Consider the following 22,782-nt stretch of genomic DNA (forward strand, 5'->3'; position numbering starts at 1 on the left):
CGAGTCAGTGGCGCGGACGGCAGCCGTCGAACACGACTCCGAGAGCCCGGTCCCGCAGCTCGGGTTCCCACCGGTTGCGCTCCGCCGCCGTGCACGAGGCTCCGAGCAGGGCCAGCACCTCGGGGATGTGCAGGTCGTTGCGCACCGCACCCGCCTGCTGGGCGCGGATCAGAAGCGCCTCGACGGCGGACCGCACGGCGCTGCCGGACTCCGGCAGGCCTGCCTTGACGTCGATCCCGGCGTCGGCGAGGGCATCGGCCATGGCCTTCATCCGGCTTGCGTTGTCGACGATTTCGGTGAAGAAGCCGAAGAACGCGGCACCTGCGTCCTCCACCTGGCGCAAGGCCGCCGCGCGTTCGGTCAGGCGCTGCATCCGGTCGAGGAGAATCGCTTCGTAGAGTGCCTCCCGGGTGGGGAGGTGCCGGTAGATCGTGCCGAGGCCGACGCCCGCCCCCTGCGCGACGGCTCTCATCGACGCGGCGTCCCCGTCGCGGGCCAGGGCGGCCTCGGCGCAGTGCGTGGGCGGCCGGTCAGGCGAACGGTACGGAGAGCGCCGCGAGTTCGGCCGGGTCGAGGGTGAGCCCGGCGGCCGCGGCGGAGTCCCGGATGCTGGCCGGGCGGCGTGCGCCGGGGATCGGGACGACGACCGGCGACAGGGCCAGCAGCCAGGCCAGGCCGACCTGTTGGGGCGACACGCCGCGCTCGGCGGCGATCCGATGGAACGCGGTGCCGACGGCGGCGGTGTCCGACGGGTCGTCCAGGACGCTGCGCGACAGGCCGCCGAGCGGGCTCCACGGCAGGAAGGCCAGGCCGAGTCGTTCGCAGAGCCTCAGCTCCGGCTCGGCGGTGCGGACGGCCGGGGAGAAGCGGTTCTGCACCGCGACCAGGCCGGCGCCGAGGATCTCCCGGGCGGTCAGGATCTGTGCCTCGTCGACGTTGGAGACGCCCGCGGCGCGGATCTTCCCGGCCTCCAGCAGCTCGCGCAGGGCGCCCACCGACTCGGCCCACGGCACCCTCGGGTCCGGCTTGTGCAGCTGGTAGAGGTCGATCGCCTCGACGCCGAGCCGGCGCAGCGACCCCTCGCAGGCCTGCCGGAGGTGCTCGGGCCGGCCGTCGACCGTCCAGGAGCCGTCGCCGGGCCGGCCGCGGCCGCCCTTGGTGGCGACCAGCACGGCCGCGCGGTCGGCGGCGGGCCGGGCGGCCAGCGCGCGGGCCACCAGGCGTTCGTTGTGACCGTCCTCGTCGGCGTGCCAGTGGTAGGAGTCGGCGGTGTCGAGCAGCGTGACACCGGCGTCGAGCGCGGCGTGGAGGGTGCCGAGCGCGGCCTCCTCGTCCGGGCGCCCCTCGACCGAGAGCGGCATCGCGCCGAGTCCGATCGCGCCGACCGGGGTACCGCCGACGGTCCGCTGCGGCAGCCGGGTGGGGAGGGGGAGGGTCATCTCAGACCGCCTTTCGAGGCCGGGTGGGGAGGGGGGAGGTCATCTCAGGCCGCCCGTCGGGCGCCGGCGGCGGCCTCGTCGACGGCCGCGGGCAGCCAGTCGGCCGTCCGGGAGAACCGCAGGCCGAGGGCGACGGCGCGCCGGTCGTCCATCGGGTACCAGCGGTCGAAGGAGAACGGCGAGGCGTCCGCGCCGACGGCCGGCCTGAACCGCGCGGTGGTGCCGAGCCGCTCGGCGACCAGCCCGCCGAGCGCGACCGCGTCGAGCGGGTCCGCGGAGCAGGCGTTCACCGGGCCGACGGCGTCGGAGGCGGCGACCAGGGCCAGGGCGGCGGCGATCTCCTCGTGGTGGACGAAGGAGGTCGGCTGCGGGTGCTCGTGCACCGCGACCGGGCGGCCGGCCGCGATCAGTCCGGTGTAGTGCGCCAGCCGGCCGGTGAAGTCCCGCTCGCCGCCGCCGAGGACGTGGGCGCTGCGCACGCTCGCCCAGGAGAACGGCGGGTCCTGGGCGAGCACCGCCTCGGCCTGCCGCTTGCCCTCCGCGTACGCCGTCGCCTCGTCGAAGTGCCGGGCGAGCGCGTTCGGGTCGTGCCAGGGCAGGCCGGCGGCGACCGGCCAGCGGGCCGGGTCGACGGTCTGCTCGGCCACCGGCACGCCCGGGACGGTGCGCACCAGCGGCGAGGTCGCCGGGTCGTACACCTCCATGGTCGAGGTCATCACATAGCGGTCGGTGCGGTGGTCGAACACCCGGCGGGCCACGGCGGCCTGGGCGGGCGTGTAGAGCACCTGGTCGATCACCGCGTCGAACGTGCGGCCGCCGAGCGCGGCGGTCAGCGCGGCCTCGTCGGACCGGTCGGCCAGGACGTGGTCGACGCCGGGCGGGGGCGGCCCGGAGCCGCGGTTGACCAGGGTGACGCGGGTACCGGAGTCGCGAAGCAGGGTGACCAGGTGCAGGCCGAAGTAGCGGCTTCCGCCGATGACGCAGACGTTTTGCATGACCCCCACCCTGTCGTCGTATGGTCATCACCGGAACTACCGACTTACTGAACGGGTCATCAGCGAAACTGTTGACCGGGGGAGCGCGATGATCGACGTCCGACGGCTCGGGGTGCTCCAGGCGGTCGCCGAGCACGGGAGCTTCAACCGGGCGGCGGCGGCCCTGCTGCTCACCCCCTCCGCGGTGTCGCAGCAGGTCGCGGCGCTGGAGCGGGGGCTGGGAACGACGGTGGTGGAGCGCTCGACCCGCGGGGTGCGGCTGACCGAGGCCGGACGGCTGCTGGTGGAGGCGTCCACCGCGATCTCCGCCGAACTGCGGAACGCCCAGGAGCGGATCGGCCGGCTCGGCGCGACCCGGCCCCGGCTCACCCTCGCCACCTTCACCAGCGGCGGGCGGCACCTGCTGCCGGTGGCGCTGGCCCGGTTCGCGGCCGAGCACCCGGAGGTCGAGCTGCGGATCGTGGAGCGGGAGCCCGAGGACAGCCTGCCGATGGTCCGCGAGGGCACCGCCGACCTCGCCCTCGCCTACCACTTCGACGGCCCGCTGCCGGTGCTCCCGGGGGACCGCTCCGGGCTGGACTGGACGCCGCTGATGGACGACCCGCTCTCGGTGGTGCTGCCGGACGGGCACCGGCTGGCCGGCCGGGAGGACCTGGAGCTGGCCGAACTCGCCGACGAGCGCTGGGTCCTGGGCTGCCTGAAGACCGAGGCCTTTCTGCACCGGCACGCGGCCCTGGCGGGCTTCGAGCTCCGGGTGGCGGGCTCCACCACCGACTACTTCTTCGCCCGCTCGCTGGTCGCGGCCGGCGTCGGCGTCTCGCTGGTGCCGCACGTGGCGCTCGCACCGGCACTGCCCGGGACGCGGGCGGTGCCGGTGCGGCCGCCGAGCCCGGCCCGCCACTTCGGGATCGCGCTGGCCCGGCGCGGCCGCCCGCAGCCCTACGCCGAGGCGCTGGCCCGGCTGCTGGGGGAGCAGGCCGCCCCCGAGGCCCGGCTGCCGGGGGAGCAGGCCGCCCCCGAACGGTCCGCCGGTACCTGAGTCCGGAGCGGGTCCGCGGACGGTCTACGATGATGCGTCGCGTTCTTGTTGTGTCCCCTTCACCTGAAGGATGCTCAGGCGCACCATCCTTCTGCCCGGGCGGGGCGACCGCCCATCGAACCTCCGACAAGGGGACAGCCACCCGTGAACGCACGCCGCACCTTCGCCGGCTCCCTCGCCGCCGGCCTGCTCGCCGCCGCCGCCCTGATCTCGGTGCAGTCGGCCGACGCCGCGACCGGGCCCGGTGAGCTGCCGTTCGGCTCGGCCACCACCGTCGGCCTGCACAACGCCTACGACCCGGCGGCCTTCGGCTACCTCGCCCAGGGCCTCGACACCGGCACCGGCATGATCGAGCTGGACGCCTGGACGGACACCATCACCAAGGAGTGGAAGGTCAGCCACTCCAACCCGCTCGGCAACGCCAACAACTGCGTCACCGCGAGCACCCCCGCCCAGCTCTACACCGGCGGCGCCAACAAGAACCTGGAGACCTGCCTGGACGACGTCCGGGTCTGGCTCGGCGCCCACCCCGGGGCCGGCCCGCTGGTGGTCAAGCTGGAGCTCAAGGGCGGCTTCGCCGCCAACCGCGGGATGGGCCCGGCCCAGCTCGACTCGCTGATCGCCGGGCACCTCGGCTCCGCCGTCTTCCGCCCCGCCGACCTGCTCGCCAAGCCCGGAGGCGGCGCCTACCCGACCGCCGACGAGGCGGCCAAGGCCGGCAACTGGCCGTCCCGGGCGGCGCTGGCCGGGCGGGTGCTGGTGTACGTGATCCCCGGCACGGTCGAGGAGGGCAATCCCTTCGACACCCTGCACACCGACGTCGAGTACGGGCGGCACCTGCGGGACCTGGCCGCCGCCGGCCGGATCGGCGACGCCCAGGTCTTCCCCGCCGTCCACGGCGCGGCCGCCGGGGACCCGCGCGGCAAGTACGGCGAGGCCGCGATCCGCCCGTGGTTCGTGCTCTTCGACGGCGACGCCGCCACCTACACCGGCGGTGGGATCGACACGGGCTGGTACGACAGCCGGCACTACCTGCTGGTGCTGACCGACGCCCACAACGTCGCGCCGGCGATCAGCGCCACCGACCCGACCGTCGACCAGGCCCGCAGCCGCACCGAGCAGCTGGCCCGCGCGCACGCCAGCATCGTCTCCAGCGACTGGCGCAGGCTCCCCGCCGTCCAGTCCCTGGTGCTGGCCCGCGGCTGACCGTCCCGGCCCGGGCCCCTCGCCGCGTCGCCTCGTCCTCGTAGGGGGAGGCCGCCGACTCCGCGAGGGGTCCGGGCCGGTGCCGCCCCACTACGATGAGGCCATGAGCGGCAGCCTTCAGCTATCAGGTGCACATCAGGTGCAACAGCGCGACGCCGCCGAGCGGCTGGACACCGCCGCCGGCATCCTCGCACTGCTCGCCGACCGCACCCGGCTGGCGCTGTTGCAGCGGCTGGGCGAGGGCGAGGCCGATGTGACCACTCTGACCGAGGCGTGCGGTGCCGCCCGGCCGTCGGTCAGCCAGCACCTCGGCAAGCTCCGGCTGGCGGGGCTGGTCACCGCCCGCAAGGACGGCCGCCATGTCGTCTACGCGCTGCGCCACGGCCACCTCCGACGCCTGGTCAACGAGGCGCTGAACGTCGCCGACCACCAGATCAGCGGGCTGCCCCCGCACGACTGACCCGCCCTGCTCCGCTGCCGCCTCATCGGCCCACCGTTCGTCCCCGGCCGGCGGCCCCTGCAACAGGTGCACGGGTACGTACATGTTGTCCTATGCTGGATCCGCCGTCCTGCCACGCCGAGTCCGAGCGGGGTCCCCCGATGCTGTCCGTCCTGCGCGACCGCGCGTATCTGCACCTGTTCACCGCGCACCTCCTCGCCCTGGTGGGCACCGGGCTGGCGACGGTCGCCCTCGGGCTGCTCGCCTACGACCTCGCCGGCGCGGACGCCGGAGCGGTGCTGGGCACCGCGCTGGCGATCAAAATGACCGCCTATGTCGGGATCGCCCCGCTCGTCACCGCGCTGGCGCACCGGATCCCGCGCCGCCGTCTGATGGTCGGTTCGGACCTCACCCGGCTCGCCGCCGCGCTCGCCCTGCCCTTCGTCACCCAGATCTGGCAGGTCTACGGCCTGGTGTTCGTCCTGCAGTGCGCCTCGGCGGCCTTCACCCCGGCGTTCCAGTCGGTGATCCCCGAGGTGCTGCCGAAGGAACGCGACTACACCCGGGCGCTGTCCCTCTCCCGTCTGGCGTACGACACGGAGAGCCTGGTCAGCCCGCTGCTCGCGGCCGCGCTGCTCACCCTGGTCGGCTACCACTGGCTGTTCTGGGGCACCGCCGCGGGCTTTCTCGGCTCCGCCGCGCTGGTCGCCACGGCCGTCCTGCCCGGGGCGGTACCGGCCGAACACCCCGCCACCGACGGCGTGTTCACCCGCGCCGCCCGGGGCGCCCGGCTCTTCCTGGCGGTGCCGCGGCTGCGGGCCATGCTCGCCCTCGACCTCGCGGTCGCCGCCGCCGGTGCCATGGTGATCGTCAACACCGTGGTGTACGTCCGTGACCGGCTGGACCGCCCGGCCGGCGACGTTGCGCTGGCGCTCGGCGCCTACGGCGCGGGCTCCATGGCCGTCGCCCTGCTGCTGCCGAGGGTGCTGGACCGGGTGGCCGACCGGGCTGTGATGCTCCCGGCGGCGTTCGCCGTCGTCGCCCTGTTCGCGGTCCTCGCGGCCATCACCCAGGCGGGCCCGGCCGCTTGGCGCTGGCCCGCCCTGCTGGCGGTCTGGGCGGCCTTCGGCGCGGCCGGCTCGCTCATCCTGACCCCCACCGGGCGGGTCCTGCGCGACTCGGTGGCCGCGGCGGACCTGCCCGCCGTCTTCGCCGCCCAGTTCTCCCTCTCGCACGGCTGCTGGCTGCTCACCTACCCGCTGGCCGGCCGGCTCGGCGCCGCGGCCGGGCTCACCGCGGCGGCGGCCGTTCTCGGCGCGCTCGCGCTCGCCTCCGGCGTGCTGGCGGCCCGCACCTGGCGTCCGATCCCGTCCGGGCCCGGCCCGGTGGCGGCACTGCCCGCCCCCGACCGGCGGGACGCCGCCGCGACCAACTGACGGAACGCCCCGCGACCGGCCGGCGGCGCACGCGCGGACCGCCCCGGCGTCAGGGGCGTTGGGGCGGCCCGGCGTTCTCCCGCCGCACCCGGGCCGCGGGTGCCGGGGGGTGGTGGGCGCGCTCGCGGAGCGGCATAGTAGGTTTCTCTTCGGAACTGACTTGGTCTCGAAGGGGAACTCACGATGTCGCAGCAGACCTGGACCGCCGTCGACGACTACTTCAACGACCTGCTGGTCGAGCAGGACGCCGCCCTGCTGGCCGCCGTCGAGGACAGCGCGGCGGCCGGCCTCCCGCCGCACCAGGTGGCGCCCAACCAGGGCAAGCTGCTCAACCTGCTCGCCCGCGTCCACGGCGCCCGCCGGATCCTGGAGATCGGCACCCTCGGCGGCTATAGCACCATCTGGCTCGCCCGCGCGCTGCCCGAGGGCGGGCGGCTGATCACCCTGGAGGCCGACGAGCGCTGCGCGGCCGTCGCCGGCGCCAACCTCGCCCGGGCCGGCCTGGCGGACGTCGCGGAGGTCCGGGCCGGCCGGGCGCTGGACACCCTGCCGCTGCTGGAGCAGGAGCAGGCCGGGCCGTTCGACCTGGTCTTCATCGACGCCGACAAGCCCGCCAACCCGGACTACCTGGACTGGGCGCTGCGGCTGACCAGGCCGGGCAGCCTGATCATCGGCGACAACGTCGTCCGGGACGGCGCCGTCACCGACCCCGCCAGCGACGACCCGCGGGTCCAGGGCGTCCGCCGGTTCACTGAACTCGTGGCCGCCCACCCGCGGTTGACGGCCACCGCGGTGCAGACGGTGGGGGAGAAGGGCTACGACGGCTTCGTGCTCGCACTCGTCACGGCCTGAGGCCGGCCCGCGGCGGGTGCTCAGACCCGCCGCAGGGCGCCCTCGGCGCGCAGGTCGGCCAGGGTCGGGTAGCCGTCCACCGCCATGATCAGGTCGGCCTCGGCGAGCAGCGAGCGCAGGACGTGGACGACGCCGTCGGCGCCGCCGAGGGCGAGGCCGTACGCGTACGGGCGGCCGATGCCGACGGCGGCGGCGCCCAGCGCGAGGGCCTTGACCACGTCGGCGCCGGTCCGCACGCCGGAGTCGAAGAGCACCGGCAGGCCGGCGGCGGCCTCGACCACGGCCGGCAGCGCGTCCAGGGCGGGGAGTCCGCCATCGGCCTGGCGGCCGCCGTGGTTGGAGCAGTAGACGCCGTCCACGCCGCCGTCCCGGGCGCGCCGGACGTCCTCCGGGTGGCAGATGCCCTTGAGGATCAGCGGCAGCCGGGTGATCGAGCGCAGCCAGGCGAGGTCGTCCCAGGTGAGCGGGTTGCCGAAGAGGCCGACCCACTCGGCCACGGCGGCCTGGAGGTCCTCCTCGGGGGCCTTGGCCAGCCGGGCGCGGAACACCGGGTCGGAGGTGTAGTTGGCCAGCGCCTGGCCGCGCAGCTGGGGGAAGTTGCCGACCGCCAGGTCGCGCGGGCGCCAGCCGGTGACCCAGGTGTCCAGCGTGACCACGATCCCGCGGAAGCCGGCCGCCTCGGCGCGGTGCACCAGACTCTCGGCGAGCGCCCGGTCGGTGGGCGTGTAGAGCTGGAACAGGCCCGGGACGTCCCCGAGTTCGGCGGCCACCTGCTCCATCGGGTCGACCGTGAGGGTGGAGGCGATCATCGGCACGCCGGTCCGGGCGGCGGCCCGGGCGGTGGCGAGGTCCCCGTGGCCGTCCTGCGCGCAGAGCCCGATCACCCCGATCGGTGCCAGGAACAGCGGGGAGGGCAGCTCCAGTCCGAACAGCCGGACCGAGAGGTCCCGTCGGGCGGCGCCGACCAGCATCCGGGGCACCAGGCCCCAGCGCCGGAACGCGGTGACGTTGGCCCGCTGGGTGTGTTCGTCGCCCGCACCGCCCGCCACGTACGAGCGGATCGACGGCGGGAGCGCCGCCAGCGCCGCGGCCTCCAACCCGGCGAACTCCAGCGGGTACTTCGGCAGGACGCCGAACAGGCCGTCGAAGTAGATCTCGTTCTGGTAGTCGCCGAACTGCCGGGTCATCGCGGGCCGCCGTCCTGTCGCCGGTGACGGCCGGGCGGGCCGCCCCCGGGGTCGTCCCCCGGGCATGGTGTGCACCACCATGCCCGGGAGGACGGCCGGTTGACCATGGTGCGGGCGCGGCCGGGGTGCCGCGATTTCAGAGCTCGGACAGCGGGACGGCCGGGTCGGCGAGGGCGTCCGGGTCCACCGCCCGGCCGGAGCGCACCAGTTCGCGGATCGGGTCGGTGACGTCCCAGACGTTGACGTTCATCCCGGCCAGCACCCGGCCGTCGGCGAGCCAGAAGGCGATGAACTCCCGGGTGGCCGGATCGCCCCGGAAGACCACCCGGTCGTAGCCGCCGGGCTCCACGTAGCCGGTGTACTCCATGCCCAGGTCGTACTGGTCGGTGAAGAAGTACGGGACCCGGTCGTACACCGCGTCCTGGCCGAGCATCGCGCGGGCGGCGGTCTGCGGCTGGTTGAGCGCGTTGGCCCAGTGCTCGACCCGGATGTGGCGGTCGAACAGCGGGTGGAAGGCGTTGGCGACGTCGCCCGCCGCAAAGACGTCCGGGTCGGAGGTGCACAGGTGCTCGTCCGTCCGGACGCCGTCCTCGACGTCCAGTCCGGCGGTCCGGGCGAGCGCGGTGTCGGGGGCGATCCCGATGCCGACGACCACCGCGTCGGCCGCCACCGTCGTGCCGTCGGCGAGCCGGACGCCGGTGACCCGGCCGCCCTCGCCGACCAGTTCCTCGACCTTGGCGCCGAACCGCAGGTCCACGCCGTGCTCCCGGTGCAGGTCGGCGAAGACCTGGGCGACCTCCCGGCCGAGGACCCGCAGCAGCGGCAGCTCGGCCGCCTCCAGCACGGTGACCTCGGCGCCCGCCGTGCGGGCGGCCGCGGCCGTCTCCAGGCCGATCCAGCCCGCGCCGATGACCGCGATCCGGGCGCCGGGCCGTTCCACCGCGGCCTTGATCCGGTCGCTGTCCCCGACCCGGCGCAGGTAGAGCACGCCCTCCTGGTCCGCCCCGGGCACCGGGAGCCGGCGCGGTACCGAGCCGGTGGTGAGCAGCAGCTTCGCGTACGCGATCCGCCCGTTGTCGGCGAGCGTGACGGTGTGCGCGGCCGGGTCGACGGAGGCGACCGCGGTGCCGAGCCGCAGGGTGACGTTCTGCTCGCCGTACCACTGCGGCGGGTGGACGTAGATCTTCTCGCGCGGGGTCTTGCCGAGCAGGTAGCCCTTGGAGAGCGGCGGCCGCTCGTACGGGCGCTCGTGCTCGTCGCCGATCAGCACGATGCCGCCCCGGTACCCGGCCTCGCGCAGGGCCTCGGCCGCCTTCGCACCGCCGAGGGAGGCGCCGACGATGACGATCGGGCGTTCCTCCCCGGGGCCGTCGGCACCTTCGGGGGTGTCCGTGGATGTGCCCGTGCTCATGGTGAACTCCTCGCTCTCCGGCCGGAATCACCGACAGCCTGCCGCCGCCCGGCGGGCCTGTCGAGACCACGCCAGGCGCGCCGCGGCAGGCTCCCCCGAACGGGTGAAGCGGGCGGGCGCCGGGTTTGCGCTGCGCCCGCTGCGCCTGCCATGCCCGCCGCGCCTGCCGTGCCCGCCGTGCCCGCCGCGCCCGCCGTGCCCGCCGCGCCCGCCGCGCCTCCTGCGCTACGGCGTCATCGCGTCGCGGACCAGCGCGGTGTCGACGAACTGCTCGAAGCGGACGATCCGCGCGCCGCGCACGGTGAAGTGGTGGGCGACCCGGACGGCCAGCGGGCGCCCGGTGGCCTTGTGGACGGCGGTGTAGCGGGCCAGCACGACCACGTTCTCGCCGTCCACCACGTAGTGGTCGTCGTGCGCCGTCCAGCCGTCCCAGTCGGCGGCCAGCCGCTCCATCACCCCGCCGGTGACGCCCTTGGGGGTGCGGTAGGTGCCGGCCAGCGGGAAGCCGGCCATCTCGGTCCACTCGACGTCGTCGGCCAGGGTGGCCCGCAGCGCGGCCAGGTCGCCGCGCGCCGAGGCCAGGTACTGGCGGCGGACCACGTCGGCGGGGGCGGAGGACTCGGCGAACGACGCGGTGGACCTCGGGATCTCGATCATCGCGGCTCAGCCCCAGACCAGCTCGCCCTTGGCGACCTTCGTCCCGAGGTCGACCGCCAGCTTCAGCCCGAGGTCCGGGTAGCGGCGCTCCAGTGCGGCCTTCGCCCCGGCCGCGTCCTCGGACTTGCCGATCTCCGTCTCGAAGGCCCGCAGGTAGTCGCGGGTGTGCGTGATCGCGGTGGTGTCGGTCGGCGCGCCCGCGATGCGGTGGCCGGCCACCACGAACTGCGGCTCCAGCGCCTCCATGCCGTCCAGCAGGTCGATCCACGCGGCGCGCTGCTGCTGGGTGCCGGTGTCGGCCGTCCACACGTGCAGGCCCTCGAAGAGCAGCACGCCGCCGAGGAGCGCGCCGTGGTGGTGCTGCCAGAGGTAGTGCCGGTCCGGGAGGTGGAAGTCCGCGCCGCGCAGCTCGAAGCGGTGGCCCTCGAAGACGATCTCGTCGCCGTGCAGGGCCTCGGGGAGGACCAGCCGGGTGGGCAGTTCGGGGCCGAGGTGCGCCCAGGCCTTCAGCTTGCCCTCGTAGGACTCCTGGATGTGCTCGACGGTGCTGGGGGTGGCGACGAAGCGGGCCTGCGGGAAGGCGTCCTGGACCTCCTCCGCGCCGAAGTAGAAGTCCGGGTCGCCGTGGCTGACGAACACGGTGGTCAGCCGTCGGCCGGAGGCCCGGACCGCCTCGGCCAGCCGCCGCCCGTCGGAGCGGGTGAACCCGGCGTCCACCAGCAGGGCCTCGTTCGGGCCGGTCACCAGCACGGAGGTCTTGTTGAGCGAGCTGTCGGGACTGTCGATGACCTGGAAGTCGAGGGAGCTCATGGGGGTCCTTCCTGGGGCCGGCCCGGCGGCCGTGGGCCGGGCACGCGTCGCCGCCCAGCATCGGCGCCCCCGGCACCGCCCGCACCCCGGGTTGGCCCGAGAGGGGGACCGCCCCGCCGGAGCGCCCCTCGGGCCGCAGCGGCCCGGACCGGCAGACCGGACCAGCAGACCGGACCGGCAGACCGGACCGGGAGGCCAAGCCTGGCAGGCCAGGCCGCGGGCCTCAGACCGCGGCCGCCAGGTGGGCCAGCTTCTCGGCGGTGTCGGTGCCCGGCAGCGGGTTGTACAGCACCACGGTGAGGTCCGGTCGGGCCGGCAGCTTGAGCTGGCTGCTCTCGAAGCTCAGCCGGCCGATCGTCGGGTGGTCGACCTCCTTCACCAGGACGCCGCCCGCCGCCACGTCCTGGCGGGCCCAGAGGGCTCTGAACTCGGGGCTGGTGGCGGAGAGTTCGTCGACCACCTCGCGGAACCCTGGGTTGTCCGGGTGCTCCGAGGCGGCCGCCCGGAACGCGGCGACCACGGACGGGGCCACCCGCTCCCACGGCCCGCTGCCGGCCCGGTAGGCGCGGTCGCGGAAGAAGGCCACCAGGCAGTTGCGGTCCGCCTGGCCGATGTTGAGCGCGAGCCGGGCGGTGGCGTTGTGCGCCACGTAGTTCCAGGACCGGTCGAGGATGGCGGCCGGGTTCGGCGCCCAGGAGTCGATCAGCCGCTGCAGCTCCTCGCAGTACGCGGTGTCGACCGGGGCGCTGCTCGGCGGCGGGTTGAGGCCGGCCAGACCGTACAGGTGGCGCCGCTCGGTGTCGTCCAGCCGCAGCACCCGGGAGACCGCGTCGAGGACCCCGCCCGAGACGGTGATGTCCCGCCCCTGCTCCAGCCACTGGTACCAGGACGGGCTGACCCCGGCCAGCACCGCGACCTCCTCGCGGCGCAGCCCGGGGGTGCGGCGGCGGTCGGTGCCGGCCGGAAGCCCGGCCCCGGCCGGGCTGACCCGGGCCCGGCGGCTGATCAGGAACTCACGTAACTCCGGCCGCCGGCCGGGCTGCTGGACATCCACGACTGCTCTCCTCACCGCCTGGTGGTGCGACCACCAGGATAGACAGTGGCTCCCCACGGGCGGGTGCGTCGGGCCAGGCTGGTCGCCATGACCACAACCAGTGAACAGTCCGCCGGCCCGCGGGCGGCGCACGCGGCGGACGACGGGCGGCTGGGCGCCCGCGCCGCGCTCACCCTCGCGGTGCTCTGCGGCGCCCAGTTCATCATCGCGCTGGACTTCTCGATCCTGAACGTCGCCCTGCCCAAGCTCGGCAAGGACCTCGGGATGGCGCCGAGCGACCTCCAGTGGGCGGTGACGGCCTTCGCCCTGCCCTCCGGCGGCTTCCTGCTGTTCTTCGGCCGGGCCGCCGACATCTACGGCCGGCGCCGGCTGTTCCTCGGCGGCGTGGCGCTGTTCACCGCCGCCTCGGTGCTGGCCACGCTCGGCTGGAACCCCGGCTCCTTCCTCGCCGCCCGCGCCCTGCAGGGGCTCGGCGCGGCCGTGGTGGTGCCGGTCGGGATGTCGCTGCTCACCACGATCTTCCCCGAGGGCCCGCTGCGCAACCGTGCGCTGGCCGTCAACGGCGCGCTGCTGTCGCTGGGGTACACCGTCGGCATGGTGCTCGGCGGCAGCATGACCGAGGGGCTCGGCTGGCGTTCGACGATGGGCCTGCTGGCCGTCGCCGGGGCCCTGGTGGCGGTCGCGGCGATGCGGCTGATCGCCGAGCCGGGCCGGTCGGAGCGGACCGCCCGGCTGGACCTGCCCGGCGCGATGACCGTCACCGGCGGGCTGCTCGCGCTGATCTACGGCGCCTCCACCGCCTCCGGGGAGCACCCGAACAAGGTGGTGGTGGCGGGTGCGCTGCTGGTCGGCGTGCTGCTGCTGGCCGCGTTCGTCCTGGTGGAGCGGCGGGCACCGCAGCCGCTGGTCTCGCTGGCCATGCTGCGGCTGCGCGGGGTGGCGTTCGGCAACCTGGGCGGGCTGACCACCTTCGCGATGATGAGCTCGCTGATCTTCCTGCTCACCCTCTACCTCCAGCAGGTGCTCCACCTGTCGGCGCTCTCCACCGGGCTGTTCTTCGGTGCGCAGGGCATCGTCCTGGTGGCCACCGGCATGGGCGCCTCGCGGCTGATCGGCCGGCTCGGGGCGAGGACGGTGCTGACCGGCGGCCTCGCGGTGCAGGCGGTGGGGACCTTCGCCCTGCTCGCCCTGGTCCGGGCGGACGCCTCGGCCTGGGTGCCGCTGGCGGCGCTGCTGCTGGCCTCGGTGGGCCACATGTCGGCCGTGGTCTCGTACGGGGTGAACGCGACCGCCGGGCTGCCGGACGACATGCAGGGGCTGGCGGGCGGGCTGATCACCAGCGCGCAGCAGATCGGGATCACGATCGGCACGCCGGTGCTGAGCGCCGTCTGCTCGTACCGGCTGTCCCAACAGCAGGACGCCGGGGAGTCGTTCGAGCTCTCGCTGCTGGGCGGGGTGCGGCTGGGCACCCTGGTGGACGCGGGCGTGGTGCTGCTGATCGCGCTGCTGGTCGGGTTCGGGCTGGCCGCGCGGCGGGAGGGCCGGGGTGAGGGGCGCACCGCGAAGCCGAGATGACGTCACGTCAGCCTGACTGATCGTCAAACAACCGTTCGGTTTGTCCTCATGCTGGATGGCGCGCGCACGACGGGATCATCGCCGGTATGGTGAGGCGCCATGCGCGATCCCGCCACGCGTCCCTCCACGCGTCCCACCCTCCTTCTTAGCCGCCGCGACGAGCGCCCGTAACGGTCGGCCGGCTCGTCGCGGTGTGCAGAGGCCCGTGCGGCCGACCGCAAGACCTGAACAGCCCAGGAGGACGAACCCGATGAACACCGACGCGCAGCAGTACGCCCGGCCCGACTTTCCGCTCCAACTGCCCTCGGGCATGCCGTTCCAGCGCTACCGCCCGTTCCAGGCGATCGACCTGCCGGACCGCACGTGGCCCGGCAGGTCCATCACCCGGGCCCCGCAGTGGTGCGCGGTGGACCTGCGGGACGGCAACCAGGCGCTGATCGACCCGATGGGACCGGGCCGCAAGCTGCGGATGTTCGAACTGCTGGTCGCCATGGGCTACAAGGAGATCGAGGTGGGCTTCCCGTCCGCCAGCCAGACCGACTTCGACTTCTGCCGCCAGCTGATCGAGCAGGACCTGATCCCGGACGACGTGGCGATCCAGGTACTCACCCCCTGCCGGACCGAGCTGATCGAGCGGACCTTCGAGGCCGTCCGCGGCGCCGGCCGGGCGATCGTGCACCTCTACAACTCCACCTCCACGCTCCAGCGCCGGGTCGTCTTCGGCATGGACCGTCCGCAGATCGCCGGCATCGCCCTGCACGGCGCCCGGGTCTGCGCCGACCTGGCCGAGCGGATGACCGACACCGGGGTGCGGCTGCAGTACTCGCCGGAGTCCTACAGCGGCACCGAGCTGGAGTTCGCGGTGGAGATCTGCAACGCCGTGAACGAGGTCTGGCAGCCGACCCCGGACCGTCGGACCATCGTCAACCTGCCGGCCACGGTGGAGATGGCCACACCCAACGTGTACGCGGACTCCATCGAGTGGATGCACCGCAACCTGGCCTTCCGCGACGCGGTGGTGCTCTCCGTCCATCCGCACAACGACCGGGGCACGGCCGTCGCGGCCGCCGAACTCGGCTACCTGGCGGGCGCGGACCGGATCGAGGGCTGCCTGTTCGGCAACGGTGAGCGGACCGGCAACGTCTGCCTGGTGACGCTCGGGCTGAACCTGTTCAGCCAGGGCGTCGACCCGATGATCGACTTCTCGGACATCGACCGGATCCGCGACACCGTCGAGTTCTGCAACCAGCTGCCGGTCCACCAGCGCCACCCCTACGGCGGCTCGCTGGTCTACACCGCCTTCTCCGGTTCGCACCAGGACGCCATCAAGAAGGGCTTCCACCACCTCGGCCAGGACGCCGCCGCGGCCGGCGTCGAGGTCGACCAGGCGGCCTGGGCGGTGCCGTACCTGCCGATCGACCCGAAGGACGTCGGCCGCTCCTACGAGGCGGTGATCCGGGTCAACTCGCAGTCCGGCAAGGGCGGCGTGGCCCACCTGATGCGCACCGAGCACCAGTTGGACCTGCCGCGCGGGCTGCAGATCGAGTTCTCCCGGGCGGTGCAGGCGCGCACCGACGAGTCCGGCGGCGAGGTCACCCCGGCCGAGCTCTGGGCGATCTTCGTCGAGGAGTACCTGCCGGCCGGCTCGCCGGAGGCGGGACCGCTGGCGGCCGGCGCCAAGGAGTGGGGCCGGATGGCGCTGCTCGCCCACCGGACCTCGGCCGTGGTGGACGAGAAGGACGCCCTCGTGGTGGACCTGCGGCTGGACGGCGCCGAACGGCGGCTGGAGGCCGCGGGCAACGGCCCGATCGACGCCTTCGTCGCCGGGCTCGCCGACCTCGGCATCGACGTCCGGGTGCACGACTACGCCGAGCACGCGCTGTCCGCCGGCGGTGACGCGCGGGCGGCGGCCTATGTGGAGTGCGCGGTGGACGGCCGGGCGTTCTGGGGCGTCGGGATCGACTCCAGCATCGTCACCGCCTCGTTGAAGGCCCTGGTGTCGGCTGTGAACCGGGGCTTCCGGGGCTGACCGGTCCGACCGCACGGTCCGGGTGCCGAGGCCCGGACCCGGACTCCGCCTCCCCGCCCGCGCCGGCCGCCGGTGCGGGGTGTGCGGGCGGGTTCGGCCCGGACCGTGCGGCCAGCGCCTCGTTGACGTCCTCCAGGGTCTGCCCGTTGACCCGCGGCCCGAGCAGGCCGATGTCCAGCGCGATCGCCACCAGGGTCGCGGCCACCACCGCGAACAGCACGTCGGCACCGGAGCGCTCCAGCAGCGGCACCATCAGGAAGGGCATCGCGGCGGTGGCGATCCGGGAGAGCGAGTAGGTGGCGGCGACGGCCGCGACCCGGTGGGTGGTCGGGAAGATCTCCGCCTGGTAGACGTGGTACCCGTTGGAGAAGACGTTGCTCACGGCGGTGTAGCAGACCCCCGCCGCGATGATCGCCGGCGCGCCGGAGGCATGGCCGAAGGCGAGGCCGGAGACGGCCATGCCGAGGGCGGCACCGACGATCAGGAACTTGCGCTCGACGCGCTCGATCAGGGGGATGGAGATCAGTGAGCCGAGCGGGTAGCCGGCGAAGGTCAGCGCGCTGAAGAGCAGCGAACTGACGATCGAGTAGCCCTTGGTGGCGAGCACCAGCGGCGCGATGGTGCCGAAGCCGTAGCCGCCGAAGGCCTGGAGCAGGTGGAACACCGCCATCATCGCGACCCGTTTGCGGTGGACCGGCTCCAGGCGTCTGCGGGCCTCGGCCTGCACCGGCTCGCCGCCCTTGGCGGACCCGCCGATCGTCGTGGACCCGCCGCTCGTTGCCGGTGTGTCGCCCTTCGCCGGTGCGCCGCCCTTGGCGGGGGCCGGGACGTGTGCGCCGGAGTCGGCGGTACCGGCCTCCGCCCTGAGGCGGTCCAGTACCTCGGCGGCGGCGTCGGCCCCGGTGACGCCCGCCTCGCCCTCCAGGCGGCGCAGCACCTCGTCCGCCTCGGCGGTGCGGCCGACCGAGGCGAGCCAGCGCGGGGACTCCACCAGATGGCGGCGCAGGGCCAGCACGATCAGTCCGCCGACCGAGCCGATCAGGAACAGCCAGCGCCAGCCGTCCACCCCGAGCGGCTTCAGCGGCACCAGCCAGCGGGCGGTGAGGCCGACGGCGGGCACGCCGAAGAAGGCGACGGTGTACGCCCAGGCCGTCCAGCGGCCGCGGGCCCGTGCCGGGAGCAGGTCGCTCAGGTAGGCGTCGGCCAGCGGCAGCACCGGCCCGATGCCCAGGCCCGCCAGCATCCGGGCGGCGATCAGCTGGGACACCCCGTCGGTGAGCGCCCCCACGGCGGAGAACACCGTGTAGACGCACACCCCCAGCAGCAGCGCCCGCCGCCGACCGAGCCGGTCGGAGAGCCGGCCGACGGCCAGCACCCCGATGAACATGCCGACGAACACGGAGGCCAGCACCGCCGAGACCTCGGTGCGGTCCAGGTGGTACCGCTGCTTCATCACGGCGCCGAGGACGCCGGACATGAAGATCTCGTACATGTCGAAGAACATGGCGAGGCCCACGGTCAGGACCAGCCGGCGGTGCGTACGGGTCAGCGGCAGGCGGTTCATCCGCATCGCGATCAGGGCGGGCCCGTTCACGGCGGGTGCGTTGACGGCCATGGCTCACTCCTCCATTTGGGCCCGCACGCGCGGGCTGCCGGGGTGGACAGGGTGGCGCGGTCGGGCAGGGGGGAGGGTCAGTCGTCCTCGGGCTCGGTCCACTTGATCGAGCAGCCGATCGAGGCGCGGTGCGGCTCGGGGACGGCGCGGCCGGCCAGCACGGCGGTCACGGCGGCACGCATCCGGGCGCCGTCCACGGGCTCGCCGTTGCCGGGGCGGGAGTCGTCGACGGCCCCGCGGTAGGCGAGCCGGAGTTCGGCGTCGTAGAGGAAGAAGTCCGGGGTGCAGGCCGCCCGGTAGGCCCGGGCGACATCCTGACCGGCGTCGATCAGGTACGGGAACGTCCAGCCGGTGCGCCCGAGTTGGGCCTTCAGGCCGACGGCGTCGTCGTCCGGGGCGATGTCGGTGTCGTTGCTGCACACGGCGACCACGGCGAGTTGCGGGAACTCCTCGGCGAGCGCGGTGAGCGCGGGCTCGATGTGCCGGACGAACGGGCAGTGGTTGGAGAGGAAGGCGACCAGCAGGGCGTCGGCGGGTACCAGGTCGTCGCGCCGGACGGTGCCGCCGGTGACGGCGGGCAGGGCGAAGTCGGGCGCGGGCGTGCCGATGGGCACCATCTGGGAGGAGACGGGCATCGCAGGGCCTCTCGTGCTGAACGGGCGAGGTGACGGGGCGAGCGGGAGCCGGAGGGGAGGGACGGGCGGGCGCGCCGGGGGAAGCGCGCCCGCCCGCGTCGTGGTGGCGGCTGGGCCGGACAGGATCTCGGCCGGCCGCGGTCGGTCAGCCGCCGTCGGTCAGCAGCAGCGGCCGGCGCCAGTCGGTGTCGCGGGAGTCGTTCACCACCTCGACGTACATCCCGTCCGGGTCGCGGACGAAGAAGTAGTCGACCAGGGTGCGGCCCCGGGCGATCTCGGTGACCTCGCCGATGCCGGCCGCGACCACCGCCGCGCGGGTGGCGGCCAGGTCGTCCACGGTGAAGCCGAAGTGCTTGACCCCGGTCTCCGGCAGGTTGTTGCCGACGGTGAAGACCGGCGGCTCGGTGCCGTCGTCGTTGCGGTAGTGGAACAGCTCCAGCACCCAGCCCTCGTCGAGCTGGAGGTGGGTGATGGTCAGCGACTTGTCGTGCTTGACCCACTCGGCGATCAGCCGGAAGCCGAAGTACCCGTAGAAGGCCTTGGAGGCCTCCAGGTCGCCGACGGTGATCGCGGTGTGGTGCGGCCGGAAGGTGCCGGCCGGGGCGGGATCGGTCATGGTTGTGCCTTCCGTACAAGGGGGTTGACGGCCAGAGGGGGGGTGAAGGGGGGAGCGGGCCGGCGGGGTCAGCGGGCGAGTCCGGCGGCGGAGTGCAGTACCTCCAGGAGCTCGATCCGCGGCGGCCCGGTCACGTACGGGACGTGCTCGGCGCCGAACCGCTTGGTCTCGACGGTCGCCCGGTGCTCCAGGAACGCCGCGTGGTCGCGGTAGACCTCGTAGAACACCCGGGCCTGCGGCTCGCCGTCGATCCGGTGCACGGCGTAGCCGACCAGGCCGGGTTCGTGCGCGGCCTCGCCGATCCGCCAGGCCGCCAGCGCGTCGAACTGCGCCTCGTGCCCGGGCCGGACGTCGAAGCGGGCCACCACCGCGTACATCGCCGCGCCCCTCAGCCGGCCGTGCCGGCGGAGGCCAACTGCGGGAAGCCGCCCTCGTAGCGCACGCCGCGGGCCAACTCGTCCTCGTTGCTGGCGATGCAGGCCTCCAGCGCCACCGTCCAGTCCTCCTTGAGGCCGTTTCGCCGGGCGGTGGCGAGGATCTGCCGCAGCGGGTTGATGTGCGCCTCGGACAGGCCGCGCAGGCTGCTGATCTGATCCGGCGTCACGTCCTGCTGGAAGGCGGCGGGCAGCGGGCGGCCGGCCACCTTGAAGTTGAGGATGGTGCGGATGCACTTCTCGCAGCGGCCGCAGTTGGCGTCCTTGCGCTCGCCCTGCCAGCAGACCCGCAGGTTGTCCGCGCCCTGCGGCCAGAGCCGCGACAGGCCGTCGACCTTGTCGCTGCGGTCCACGCCGCCCGCGTCGTGGTGGATCCGCAGCCGGCCGCTGGAGAGCATCCAGTCGGTCATCGGGTTGGAACCCCAGGGCAGCACCAGCGAGCCGTACGGCTCCGAGCTGGCGATCAGCCCGTGCCGGTAGCGGCCGGCGAACAGGCTGAGCACCGAGACCATGCCGGTGCCGAAGGCGTCCTCCCAGTCGTTGAGGTCGCTGTGCCACAGGGAGCGGAAGTTGGTGGCGACCGGGATCAGGTCGACGCCGACCGAGGCCAGCAGCGGCACGCTGCGCCGGTGCAGCGACCAGTACGCCTCGCCGTCGGTGAGCGGGATGTCGAAGCCGTGCACCATCACGGCGGCGGCGAGCTCGAGGGAGGCGCGCCCGGCGCTCTTCTTGGTGTGGCGCACGGTGGTGAAGGCGCTGTCCACCCCGCCGGAGAAGGTCTGGATCGCCGAGCGGTCGTCCGGGGTGTCCGGGTCGGCGACCTCCTGGTCTGCGGAGAGCGCGATCGGGGTGTACCGGTCGGGGCGCCACTGGGCCCAGGCGGCCTGGAACTCCTCCAGGTTCTCCAACAGGCTTGCCGAGACCGGGCCTTCGGAGTGCAGGCTCTCGCCCCGGCGGATCGCCGCGAACAGCGCCGCGAGCAGGAAGGTGTCCGCGGTGTCGGCCAGCCGGTCGGCGAACTGCTCGGGTATGCGGTACCAGAGCCGGTCCGCGGCGCCGCCGTCCGCGCCGGTCACCTGGGCGGAGAGCTCCAGGAACCCGTCGGCGGTGGTGCGTTCGATCGGTCCGATCCTCATGCCTGGTCTCCTTCGGGGGTGGGGGCCGGTGCGGGCGGCTGGATGAGTTCGACGATGTTGCCGTCGGGGTCGCGCAGGTACAGGAAGCCGGTGCCGGCCGCGGCGGCGGGCCGGTCGACCACCACCGGGCCCTCGCCGACCACGGGCACCCCGCGGCCGGCCAGTTCCTTGGCGGCGGCGGCCAGGTCTGGCACCCGGAAGGCGATGTGCCGCCAGCCGGCGGCGTTCGCGGGTGCGCCGGGTGCGGCCGGGTGGACCGCCCGGTACTGGGTGAGCTCCAACACCACCTCCGCGCCCGGCACCAGCAGGTGCACGGTGACCGCGGTGGCGCCGGGGACGCCGACCCCGGCGGCGAACCGCTCGGAGTCGAGGTCCAGCCGCTTGAGCGTCCGGGCGCCGAAGACGTCCTGGTAGAACGCCTCCATCCGGTCCAACTGGTCGGTGACCAGGGCGACATGGAGCAGAGCCTCGGTCTGGATCGCCATCACGCCACCGCTCTGGCCAGGCCGCGCGGGCCCGGGCCGGTCTCGAACGCAGGGTCCAGCGCCGGTAGTTGCCCGGCCATCCGGGCCCGGCGGCGCTGGTCGAGGAAGCCCAGGAACGCCCGGCCGGCGCCGGAGGGCAGGCCCAGCCGGAAGGAGTCGACCACCCACTCCTGGAGCACGTCCCCGCGGGCGGGCCGGACGCCCGGGGTGGCCGCGCCCGTCGGGTCGGCGATCGCGGCGTGGATCAGCTCGGAGTTGCGCAGCACCTCGGCGAGGTCCGCCCGCGCGGTCGGCCGCGGGGCGGTCAGCGCGGTGTGCGCGTCCGAGATCATCGCCAGCATGTTGTCGTCCTCGGTGAACAGGCTCTTCGCCAGCACCGTGTCGCCCTTGCAGAGGAACACCCCGGCCTTGATGGCGGTGAGCTCCTCGCAGATCGGTGCGTAGGTGGCGTGCACGGAGAGCCGTTCGCGGCAGAGCAGGTCCAGGCTGCGGACGATGGTCGGGTGCTGGAGGTTGGAGTAGTGGATGAAGGCGGCGCCGCGCTCGGCCCGTCCGACGATCACGCCCTCGCCGAGCCGCAGCGGCCCGGCCCCGCCCACCGCGTCCTGGTCGAGGTCCTCGACGTGCTCGATCGCCTGGGGTGCGCCGATCAGGTCGGCGCCGATGTACAACTGGTGCGGCAGCTCCACCTCGTAGACGGTCAAGGAGGAGAGGCCGGAGGCGCCGCGGCCGCGGTGGTTGTCGGCCCGGCGGTCCTTGGAGAAGTCGGTGACGCAGAGCACCGGGTCCAGGTCGTAGCGGTCGATCAGCTCGCGGACGGCCCCGTGCACCCGGGAGTGCAGGTAGTTGCGGACCAGCACGATGTGCGAGCCGGCGAACACCTCGGCGACCTCGGCCCGCAGCTCGGGCGTGACCAGGAAGGGCTTCTCCAGCAGGAAGCGGCGGTATCCGGCGCGCCACCACTCGATCAACGCGGGGGCCAGGCTGCGGCTGGGCAGGCAGAGGTCCACCACGGTGTGCTCCGGTGCGGGCAGTTCCGCGCCGGTCCGGTCGGTGGCGATCGGCGGGTTCAGGCCGTCCGCGCGAAGCAGCCGCTCCAGCTCGGTGCCGGGCCGGCCGGTGTGGTCGATGAAGTGGATCCGGCGCAGGTCCAGGCGGCCCGCGCGGGCGAGCCGGGAGTAGGCCCGGTAGTGCAGCGAACCGGCCTTGCCCGCACCGACGATGACGATGTCCACCGGCGCTACCGGGCCTTCGGGGCCGCGGCGTCGGCGGGTTCCCGGTCGGCCGACCCGGCGGCCGCGGTGCCGGGGGCCTGGACGTGGGCGACCGGGCGGTCGTTGTCCGCCGCGCCGACGTGGAAGGCGAGGTAGCGCAGCCGCTCGGTGCCCACCGAGGCGATCCGGTGGGTGGAACCGCGCGGGATCCGGACGCAGTTGTCCGGGACGAGGTCGAACTGCTCGCCGTTGAGGTGGAGTCGGGCCCGGCCCGCGATGATGAAGTAGATCTCGTCGGTCTCCGGGTGGTGGTGCAGCTGACCGCCCTTGCCGGGCTCGGCGCTGGCCATCGCGACCCGCACCACCCGGTTCTCGGGCTGCTCCGCCGCCGCGAACAGCAGCGAGCGCACCACGTCTCCGCCGTAGACGGCTTCGGTGATCGCGGCCACGTCGATCATCGGTTCCATCGGCTGGTTCCTTTCCCTGGTGAATTGTTCGGGACCACCGGTCGGGGCGGT

The 22,782-nt window shown here is 74.1% G+C and carries 23 protein-coding genes; 7 read left to right on the forward strand and 16 right to left on the reverse strand.

From position 1 onward, the window contains the following. Positions 1 to 4 precede the first annotated feature (4 nt). From ACGFZP_RS30245 to ACGFZP_RS30255, 3 genes are read right to left on the reverse strand one after another with little or no spacing between them, the layout of a single operon-like run. Positions 5 to 472 (reverse strand): TetR/AcrR family transcriptional regulator, encoded by a 468-nt coding sequence (locus tag ACGFZP_RS30245; protein WP_392939117.1) that lies wholly within the window; start codon positions 470 to 472, stop codon positions 5 to 7. A 58-nt stretch (positions 473 to 530) separates the two neighbouring features. Then, positions 531 to 1,439: an aldo/keto reductase gene (locus ACGFZP_RS30250; protein ID WP_392939119.1), complete on the reverse strand. Its 909-nt coding sequence runs from the start codon at positions 1,437 to 1,439 to the stop codon at positions 531 to 533. 44 nt (positions 1,440 to 1,483) lie between these two features. Next, entirely contained in the window at positions 1,484 to 2,434 is a 951-nt protein-coding gene (locus ACGFZP_RS30255; RefSeq protein WP_392939120.1) for a reductase, read from the reverse strand. Between the two features lie 88 nt (positions 2,435 to 2,522). On the opposite strand from ACGFZP_RS30255, the gene ACGFZP_RS30260 reads away from it, so the two are divergent. The 5 genes from ACGFZP_RS30260 (at position 2,523) to ACGFZP_RS30280 (ending at position 7,406) form a co-directional block, all read left to right on the forward strand. Continuing rightward, the gene (locus ACGFZP_RS30260) at positions 2,523 to 3,473 is read left to right on the forward strand and encodes a LysR family transcriptional regulator (RefSeq protein WP_392939122.1); all 951 of its coding nucleotides are present in this window, start codon (positions 2,523 to 2,525) and stop codon (positions 3,471 to 3,473) included. Between the two features lie 144 nt (positions 3,474 to 3,617). Then, positions 3,618 to 4,679, forward strand: a complete 1,062-nt coding sequence (locus tag ACGFZP_RS30265; protein ID WP_392939123.1) for a phosphatidylinositol-specific phospholipase C domain-containing protein — start codon at positions 3,618 to 3,620, stop codon at positions 4,677 to 4,679. A gap of 103 nt (positions 4,680 to 4,782) precedes the next feature. Further along, positions 4,783 to 5,139 carry an ArsR/SmtB family transcription factor gene (locus ACGFZP_RS30270; protein WP_392939125.1) on the forward strand — a complete coding sequence of 119 codons (357 nt, stop codon included), beginning with the start codon at positions 4,783 to 4,785 and terminating at the stop codon, positions 5,137 to 5,139. A 140-nt stretch (positions 5,140 to 5,279) separates the two neighbouring features. Continuing rightward, positions 5,280 to 6,554: an MFS transporter gene (locus ACGFZP_RS30275; RefSeq protein ID WP_392939355.1), complete on the forward strand. Its 1,275-nt coding sequence runs from the start codon at positions 5,280 to 5,282 to the stop codon at positions 6,552 to 6,554. A gap of 183 nt (positions 6,555 to 6,737) precedes the next feature. Beyond that, positions 6,738 to 7,406, forward strand: coding sequence for an O-methyltransferase (locus ACGFZP_RS30280; RefSeq protein ID WP_392939127.1), 669 nt, complete (start codon positions 6,738 to 6,740; stop codon positions 7,404 to 7,406). Positions 7,407 to 7,426: 20 nt separating this feature from the next. Here the strand turns inward: ACGFZP_RS30280 and ACGFZP_RS30285 are convergent, their stop codons facing one another. The 5 genes from ACGFZP_RS30285 to ACGFZP_RS30305 all read right to left on the reverse strand — a co-directional run bounded on the left by ACGFZP_RS30285 (position 7,427) and on the right by ACGFZP_RS30305 (position 12,525). Next, positions 7,427 to 8,593 (reverse strand): alpha-hydroxy-acid oxidizing protein, encoded by a 1,167-nt coding sequence (locus tag ACGFZP_RS30285; RefSeq protein WP_392939129.1) that lies wholly within the window; start codon positions 8,591 to 8,593, stop codon positions 7,427 to 7,429. 136 nt (positions 8,594 to 8,729) lie between these two features. Then, on the reverse strand, positions 8,730 to 10,004 hold the full coding sequence (locus tag ACGFZP_RS30290) for an NAD(P)/FAD-dependent oxidoreductase (protein ID WP_392939131.1): 1,275 nt from the start codon (positions 10,002 to 10,004) through the stop codon (positions 8,730 to 8,732). 225 nt (positions 10,005 to 10,229) lie between these two features. Then, positions 10,230 to 10,661 (reverse strand): nuclear transport factor 2 family protein, encoded by a 432-nt coding sequence (locus tag ACGFZP_RS30295; RefSeq protein WP_387949290.1) that lies wholly within the window; start codon positions 10,659 to 10,661, stop codon positions 10,230 to 10,232. Between the two features lie 6 nt (positions 10,662 to 10,667). Then, positions 10,668 to 11,471 (reverse strand): MBL fold metallo-hydrolase, encoded by an 804-nt coding sequence (locus tag ACGFZP_RS30300; RefSeq protein ID WP_392939132.1) that lies wholly within the window; start codon positions 11,469 to 11,471, stop codon positions 10,668 to 10,670. 223 nt (positions 11,472 to 11,694) lie between these two features. Then, positions 11,695 to 12,525, reverse strand: a complete 831-nt coding sequence (locus ACGFZP_RS30305) for a helix-turn-helix transcriptional regulator (RefSeq protein WP_392939134.1) — start codon at positions 12,523 to 12,525, stop codon at positions 11,695 to 11,697. A gap of 87 nt (positions 12,526 to 12,612) precedes the next feature. On the opposite strand from ACGFZP_RS30305, the gene ACGFZP_RS30310 reads away from it, so the two are divergent. Continuing rightward, a complete protein-coding gene (locus ACGFZP_RS30310) occupies positions 12,613 to 14,100 on the forward strand; it encodes an MFS transporter (RefSeq protein ID WP_392939136.1) in 1,488 nt (495 codons plus the stop codon). Positions 14,101 to 14,350: 250 nt separating this feature from the next. After that, entirely contained in the window at positions 14,351 to 16,129 is a 1,779-nt protein-coding gene (gene leuA, locus ACGFZP_RS30315) for a 2-isopropylmalate synthase (RefSeq protein WP_392939137.1), read from the forward strand. Here the strand turns inward: leuA and ACGFZP_RS30320 are convergent. The 8 genes from ACGFZP_RS30320 to ACGFZP_RS30355 all read right to left on the reverse strand — a co-directional run bounded on the left by ACGFZP_RS30320 (position 16,074) and on the right by ACGFZP_RS30355 (position 22,731). Beyond that, the gene (locus ACGFZP_RS30320; protein ID WP_392939138.1) at positions 16,074 to 17,744 is read right to left on the reverse strand and encodes an MFS transporter; all 1,671 of its coding nucleotides are present in this window, start codon (positions 17,742 to 17,744) and stop codon (positions 16,074 to 16,076) included. The two genes, leuA and ACGFZP_RS30320, sit on opposite strands and share 56 nt — an antisense overlap. A 77-nt stretch (positions 17,745 to 17,821) precedes the next feature. Beyond that, a complete protein-coding gene (locus ACGFZP_RS30325; RefSeq protein WP_392939139.1) occupies positions 17,822 to 18,379 on the reverse strand; it encodes a thioredoxin family protein in 558 nt (185 codons plus the stop codon). A 145-nt stretch (positions 18,380 to 18,524) separates the two neighbouring features. Then, positions 18,525 to 18,995 carry a VOC family protein gene (locus ACGFZP_RS30330; protein ID WP_392939141.1) on the reverse strand — a complete coding sequence of 157 codons (471 nt, stop codon included), beginning with the start codon at positions 18,993 to 18,995 and terminating at the stop codon, positions 18,525 to 18,527. A 68-nt stretch (positions 18,996 to 19,063) separates the two neighbouring features. Continuing rightward, positions 19,064 to 19,372, reverse strand: a complete 309-nt coding sequence (locus ACGFZP_RS30335; protein ID WP_392939143.1) for a putative quinol monooxygenase — start codon at positions 19,370 to 19,372, stop codon at positions 19,064 to 19,066. A gap of 11 nt (positions 19,373 to 19,383) precedes the next feature. Beyond that, entirely contained in the window at positions 19,384 to 20,565 is a 1,182-nt protein-coding gene (locus tag ACGFZP_RS30340; RefSeq protein ID WP_392939145.1) for a hypothetical protein, read from the reverse strand. Then, entirely contained in the window at positions 20,562 to 21,050 is a 489-nt protein-coding gene (locus tag ACGFZP_RS30345; RefSeq protein WP_392939147.1) for a VOC family protein, read from the reverse strand. Before ACGFZP_RS30345 ends, ACGFZP_RS30340 begins: the two co-directional genes overlap by 4 nt. Then, on the reverse strand, positions 21,050 to 22,285 hold the full coding sequence (locus ACGFZP_RS30350) for a hypothetical protein (RefSeq protein ID WP_392939148.1): 1,236 nt from the start codon (positions 22,283 to 22,285) through the stop codon (positions 21,050 to 21,052). The genes ACGFZP_RS30345 and ACGFZP_RS30350 overlap by 1 nt, the downstream gene beginning before the upstream one ends. 5 nt (positions 22,286 to 22,290) lie before the next feature. Further along, the gene (locus ACGFZP_RS30355) at positions 22,291 to 22,731 is read right to left on the reverse strand and encodes a cupin domain-containing protein (protein ID WP_392939150.1); all 441 of its coding nucleotides are present in this window, start codon (positions 22,729 to 22,731) and stop codon (positions 22,291 to 22,293) included. Positions 22,732 to 22,782: the final 51 nt, after the last annotated feature.

This window comes from Kitasatospora sp. NPDC048239 (assembly GCF_043202015.1).
GTDB lineage: Bacteria > Actinomycetota > Actinomycetes > Streptomycetales > Streptomycetaceae > Kitasatospora.

Bases quoted from the DNA above. Each gene is read 5' to 3' on its own strand.
- ACGFZP_RS30255 (WP_392939120.1), bottom strand. From the start codon at position 2,434: ATGCAAAACGTCTGCGTCATCGGCGGAAGCCGCTACTTCGGCCTGCAC.
- ACGFZP_RS30345 (WP_392939147.1), bottom strand. From the start codon at position 21,050: ATGGCGATCCAGACCGAGGCTCTGCTCCATGTCGCCCTGGTCACCGAC.
- ACGFZP_RS30330 (WP_392939141.1), bottom strand. From the start codon at position 18,995: ATGACCGATCCCGCCCCGGCCGGCACCTTCCGGCCGCACCACACCGCG.
- ACGFZP_RS30335 (WP_392939143.1), bottom strand. From the start codon at position 19,372: ATGTACGCGGTGGTGGCCCGCTTCGACGTCCGGCCCGGGCACGAGGCG.
- leuA (WP_392939137.1), top strand. From the start codon at position 14,351: ATGAACACCGACGCGCAGCAGTACGCCCGGCCCGACTTTCCGCTCCAA.
- ACGFZP_RS30280 (WP_392939127.1), top strand. From the start codon at position 6,738: ATGTCGCAGCAGACCTGGACCGCCGTCGACGACTACTTCAACGACCTG.
- ACGFZP_RS30275 (WP_392939355.1), top strand. From the start codon at position 5,280: ATGCTGTCCGTCCTGCGCGACCGCGCGTATCTGCACCTGTTCACCGCG.
- ACGFZP_RS30260 (WP_392939122.1), top strand. From the start codon at position 2,523: ATGATCGACGTCCGACGGCTCGGGGTGCTCCAGGCGGTCGCCGAGCAC.
- ACGFZP_RS30270 (WP_392939125.1), top strand. From the start codon at position 4,783: ATGAGCGGCAGCCTTCAGCTATCAGGTGCACATCAGGTGCAACAGCGC.
- ACGFZP_RS30290 (WP_392939131.1), bottom strand. From the start codon at position 10,004: ATGAGCACGGGCACATCCACGGACACCCCCGAAGGTGCCGACGGCCCC.
- ACGFZP_RS30325 (WP_392939139.1), bottom strand. From the start codon at position 18,379: ATGCCCGTCTCCTCCCAGATGGTGCCCATCGGCACGCCCGCGCCCGAC.
- ACGFZP_RS30295 (WP_387949290.1), bottom strand. From the start codon at position 10,661: ATGATCGAGATCCCGAGGTCCACCGCGTCGTTCGCCGAGTCCTCCGCC.
- ACGFZP_RS30340 (WP_392939145.1), bottom strand. From the start codon at position 20,565: ATGAGGATCGGACCGATCGAACGCACCACCGCCGACGGGTTCCTGGAG.
- ACGFZP_RS30320 (WP_392939138.1), bottom strand. From the start codon at position 17,744: ATGGCCGTCAACGCACCCGCCGTGAACGGGCCCGCCCTGATCGCGATG.
- ACGFZP_RS30245 (WP_392939117.1), bottom strand. From the start codon at position 472: ATGAGAGCCGTCGCGCAGGGGGCGGGCGTCGGCCTCGGCACGATCTAC.
- ACGFZP_RS30250 (WP_392939119.1), bottom strand. From the start codon at position 1,439: ATGACCCTCCCCCTCCCCACCCGGCTGCCGCAGCGGACCGTCGGCGGT.
- ACGFZP_RS30355 (WP_392939150.1), bottom strand. From the start codon at position 22,731: ATGGAACCGATGATCGACGTGGCCGCGATCACCGAAGCCGTCTACGGC.
- ACGFZP_RS30300 (WP_392939132.1), bottom strand. From the start codon at position 11,471: ATGAGCTCCCTCGACTTCCAGGTCATCGACAGTCCCGACAGCTCGCTC.
- ACGFZP_RS30310 (WP_392939136.1), top strand. From the start codon at position 12,613: ATGACCACAACCAGTGAACAGTCCGCCGGCCCGCGGGCGGCGCACGCG.
- ACGFZP_RS30285 (WP_392939129.1), bottom strand. From the start codon at position 8,593: ATGACCCGGCAGTTCGGCGACTACCAGAACGAGATCTACTTCGACGGC.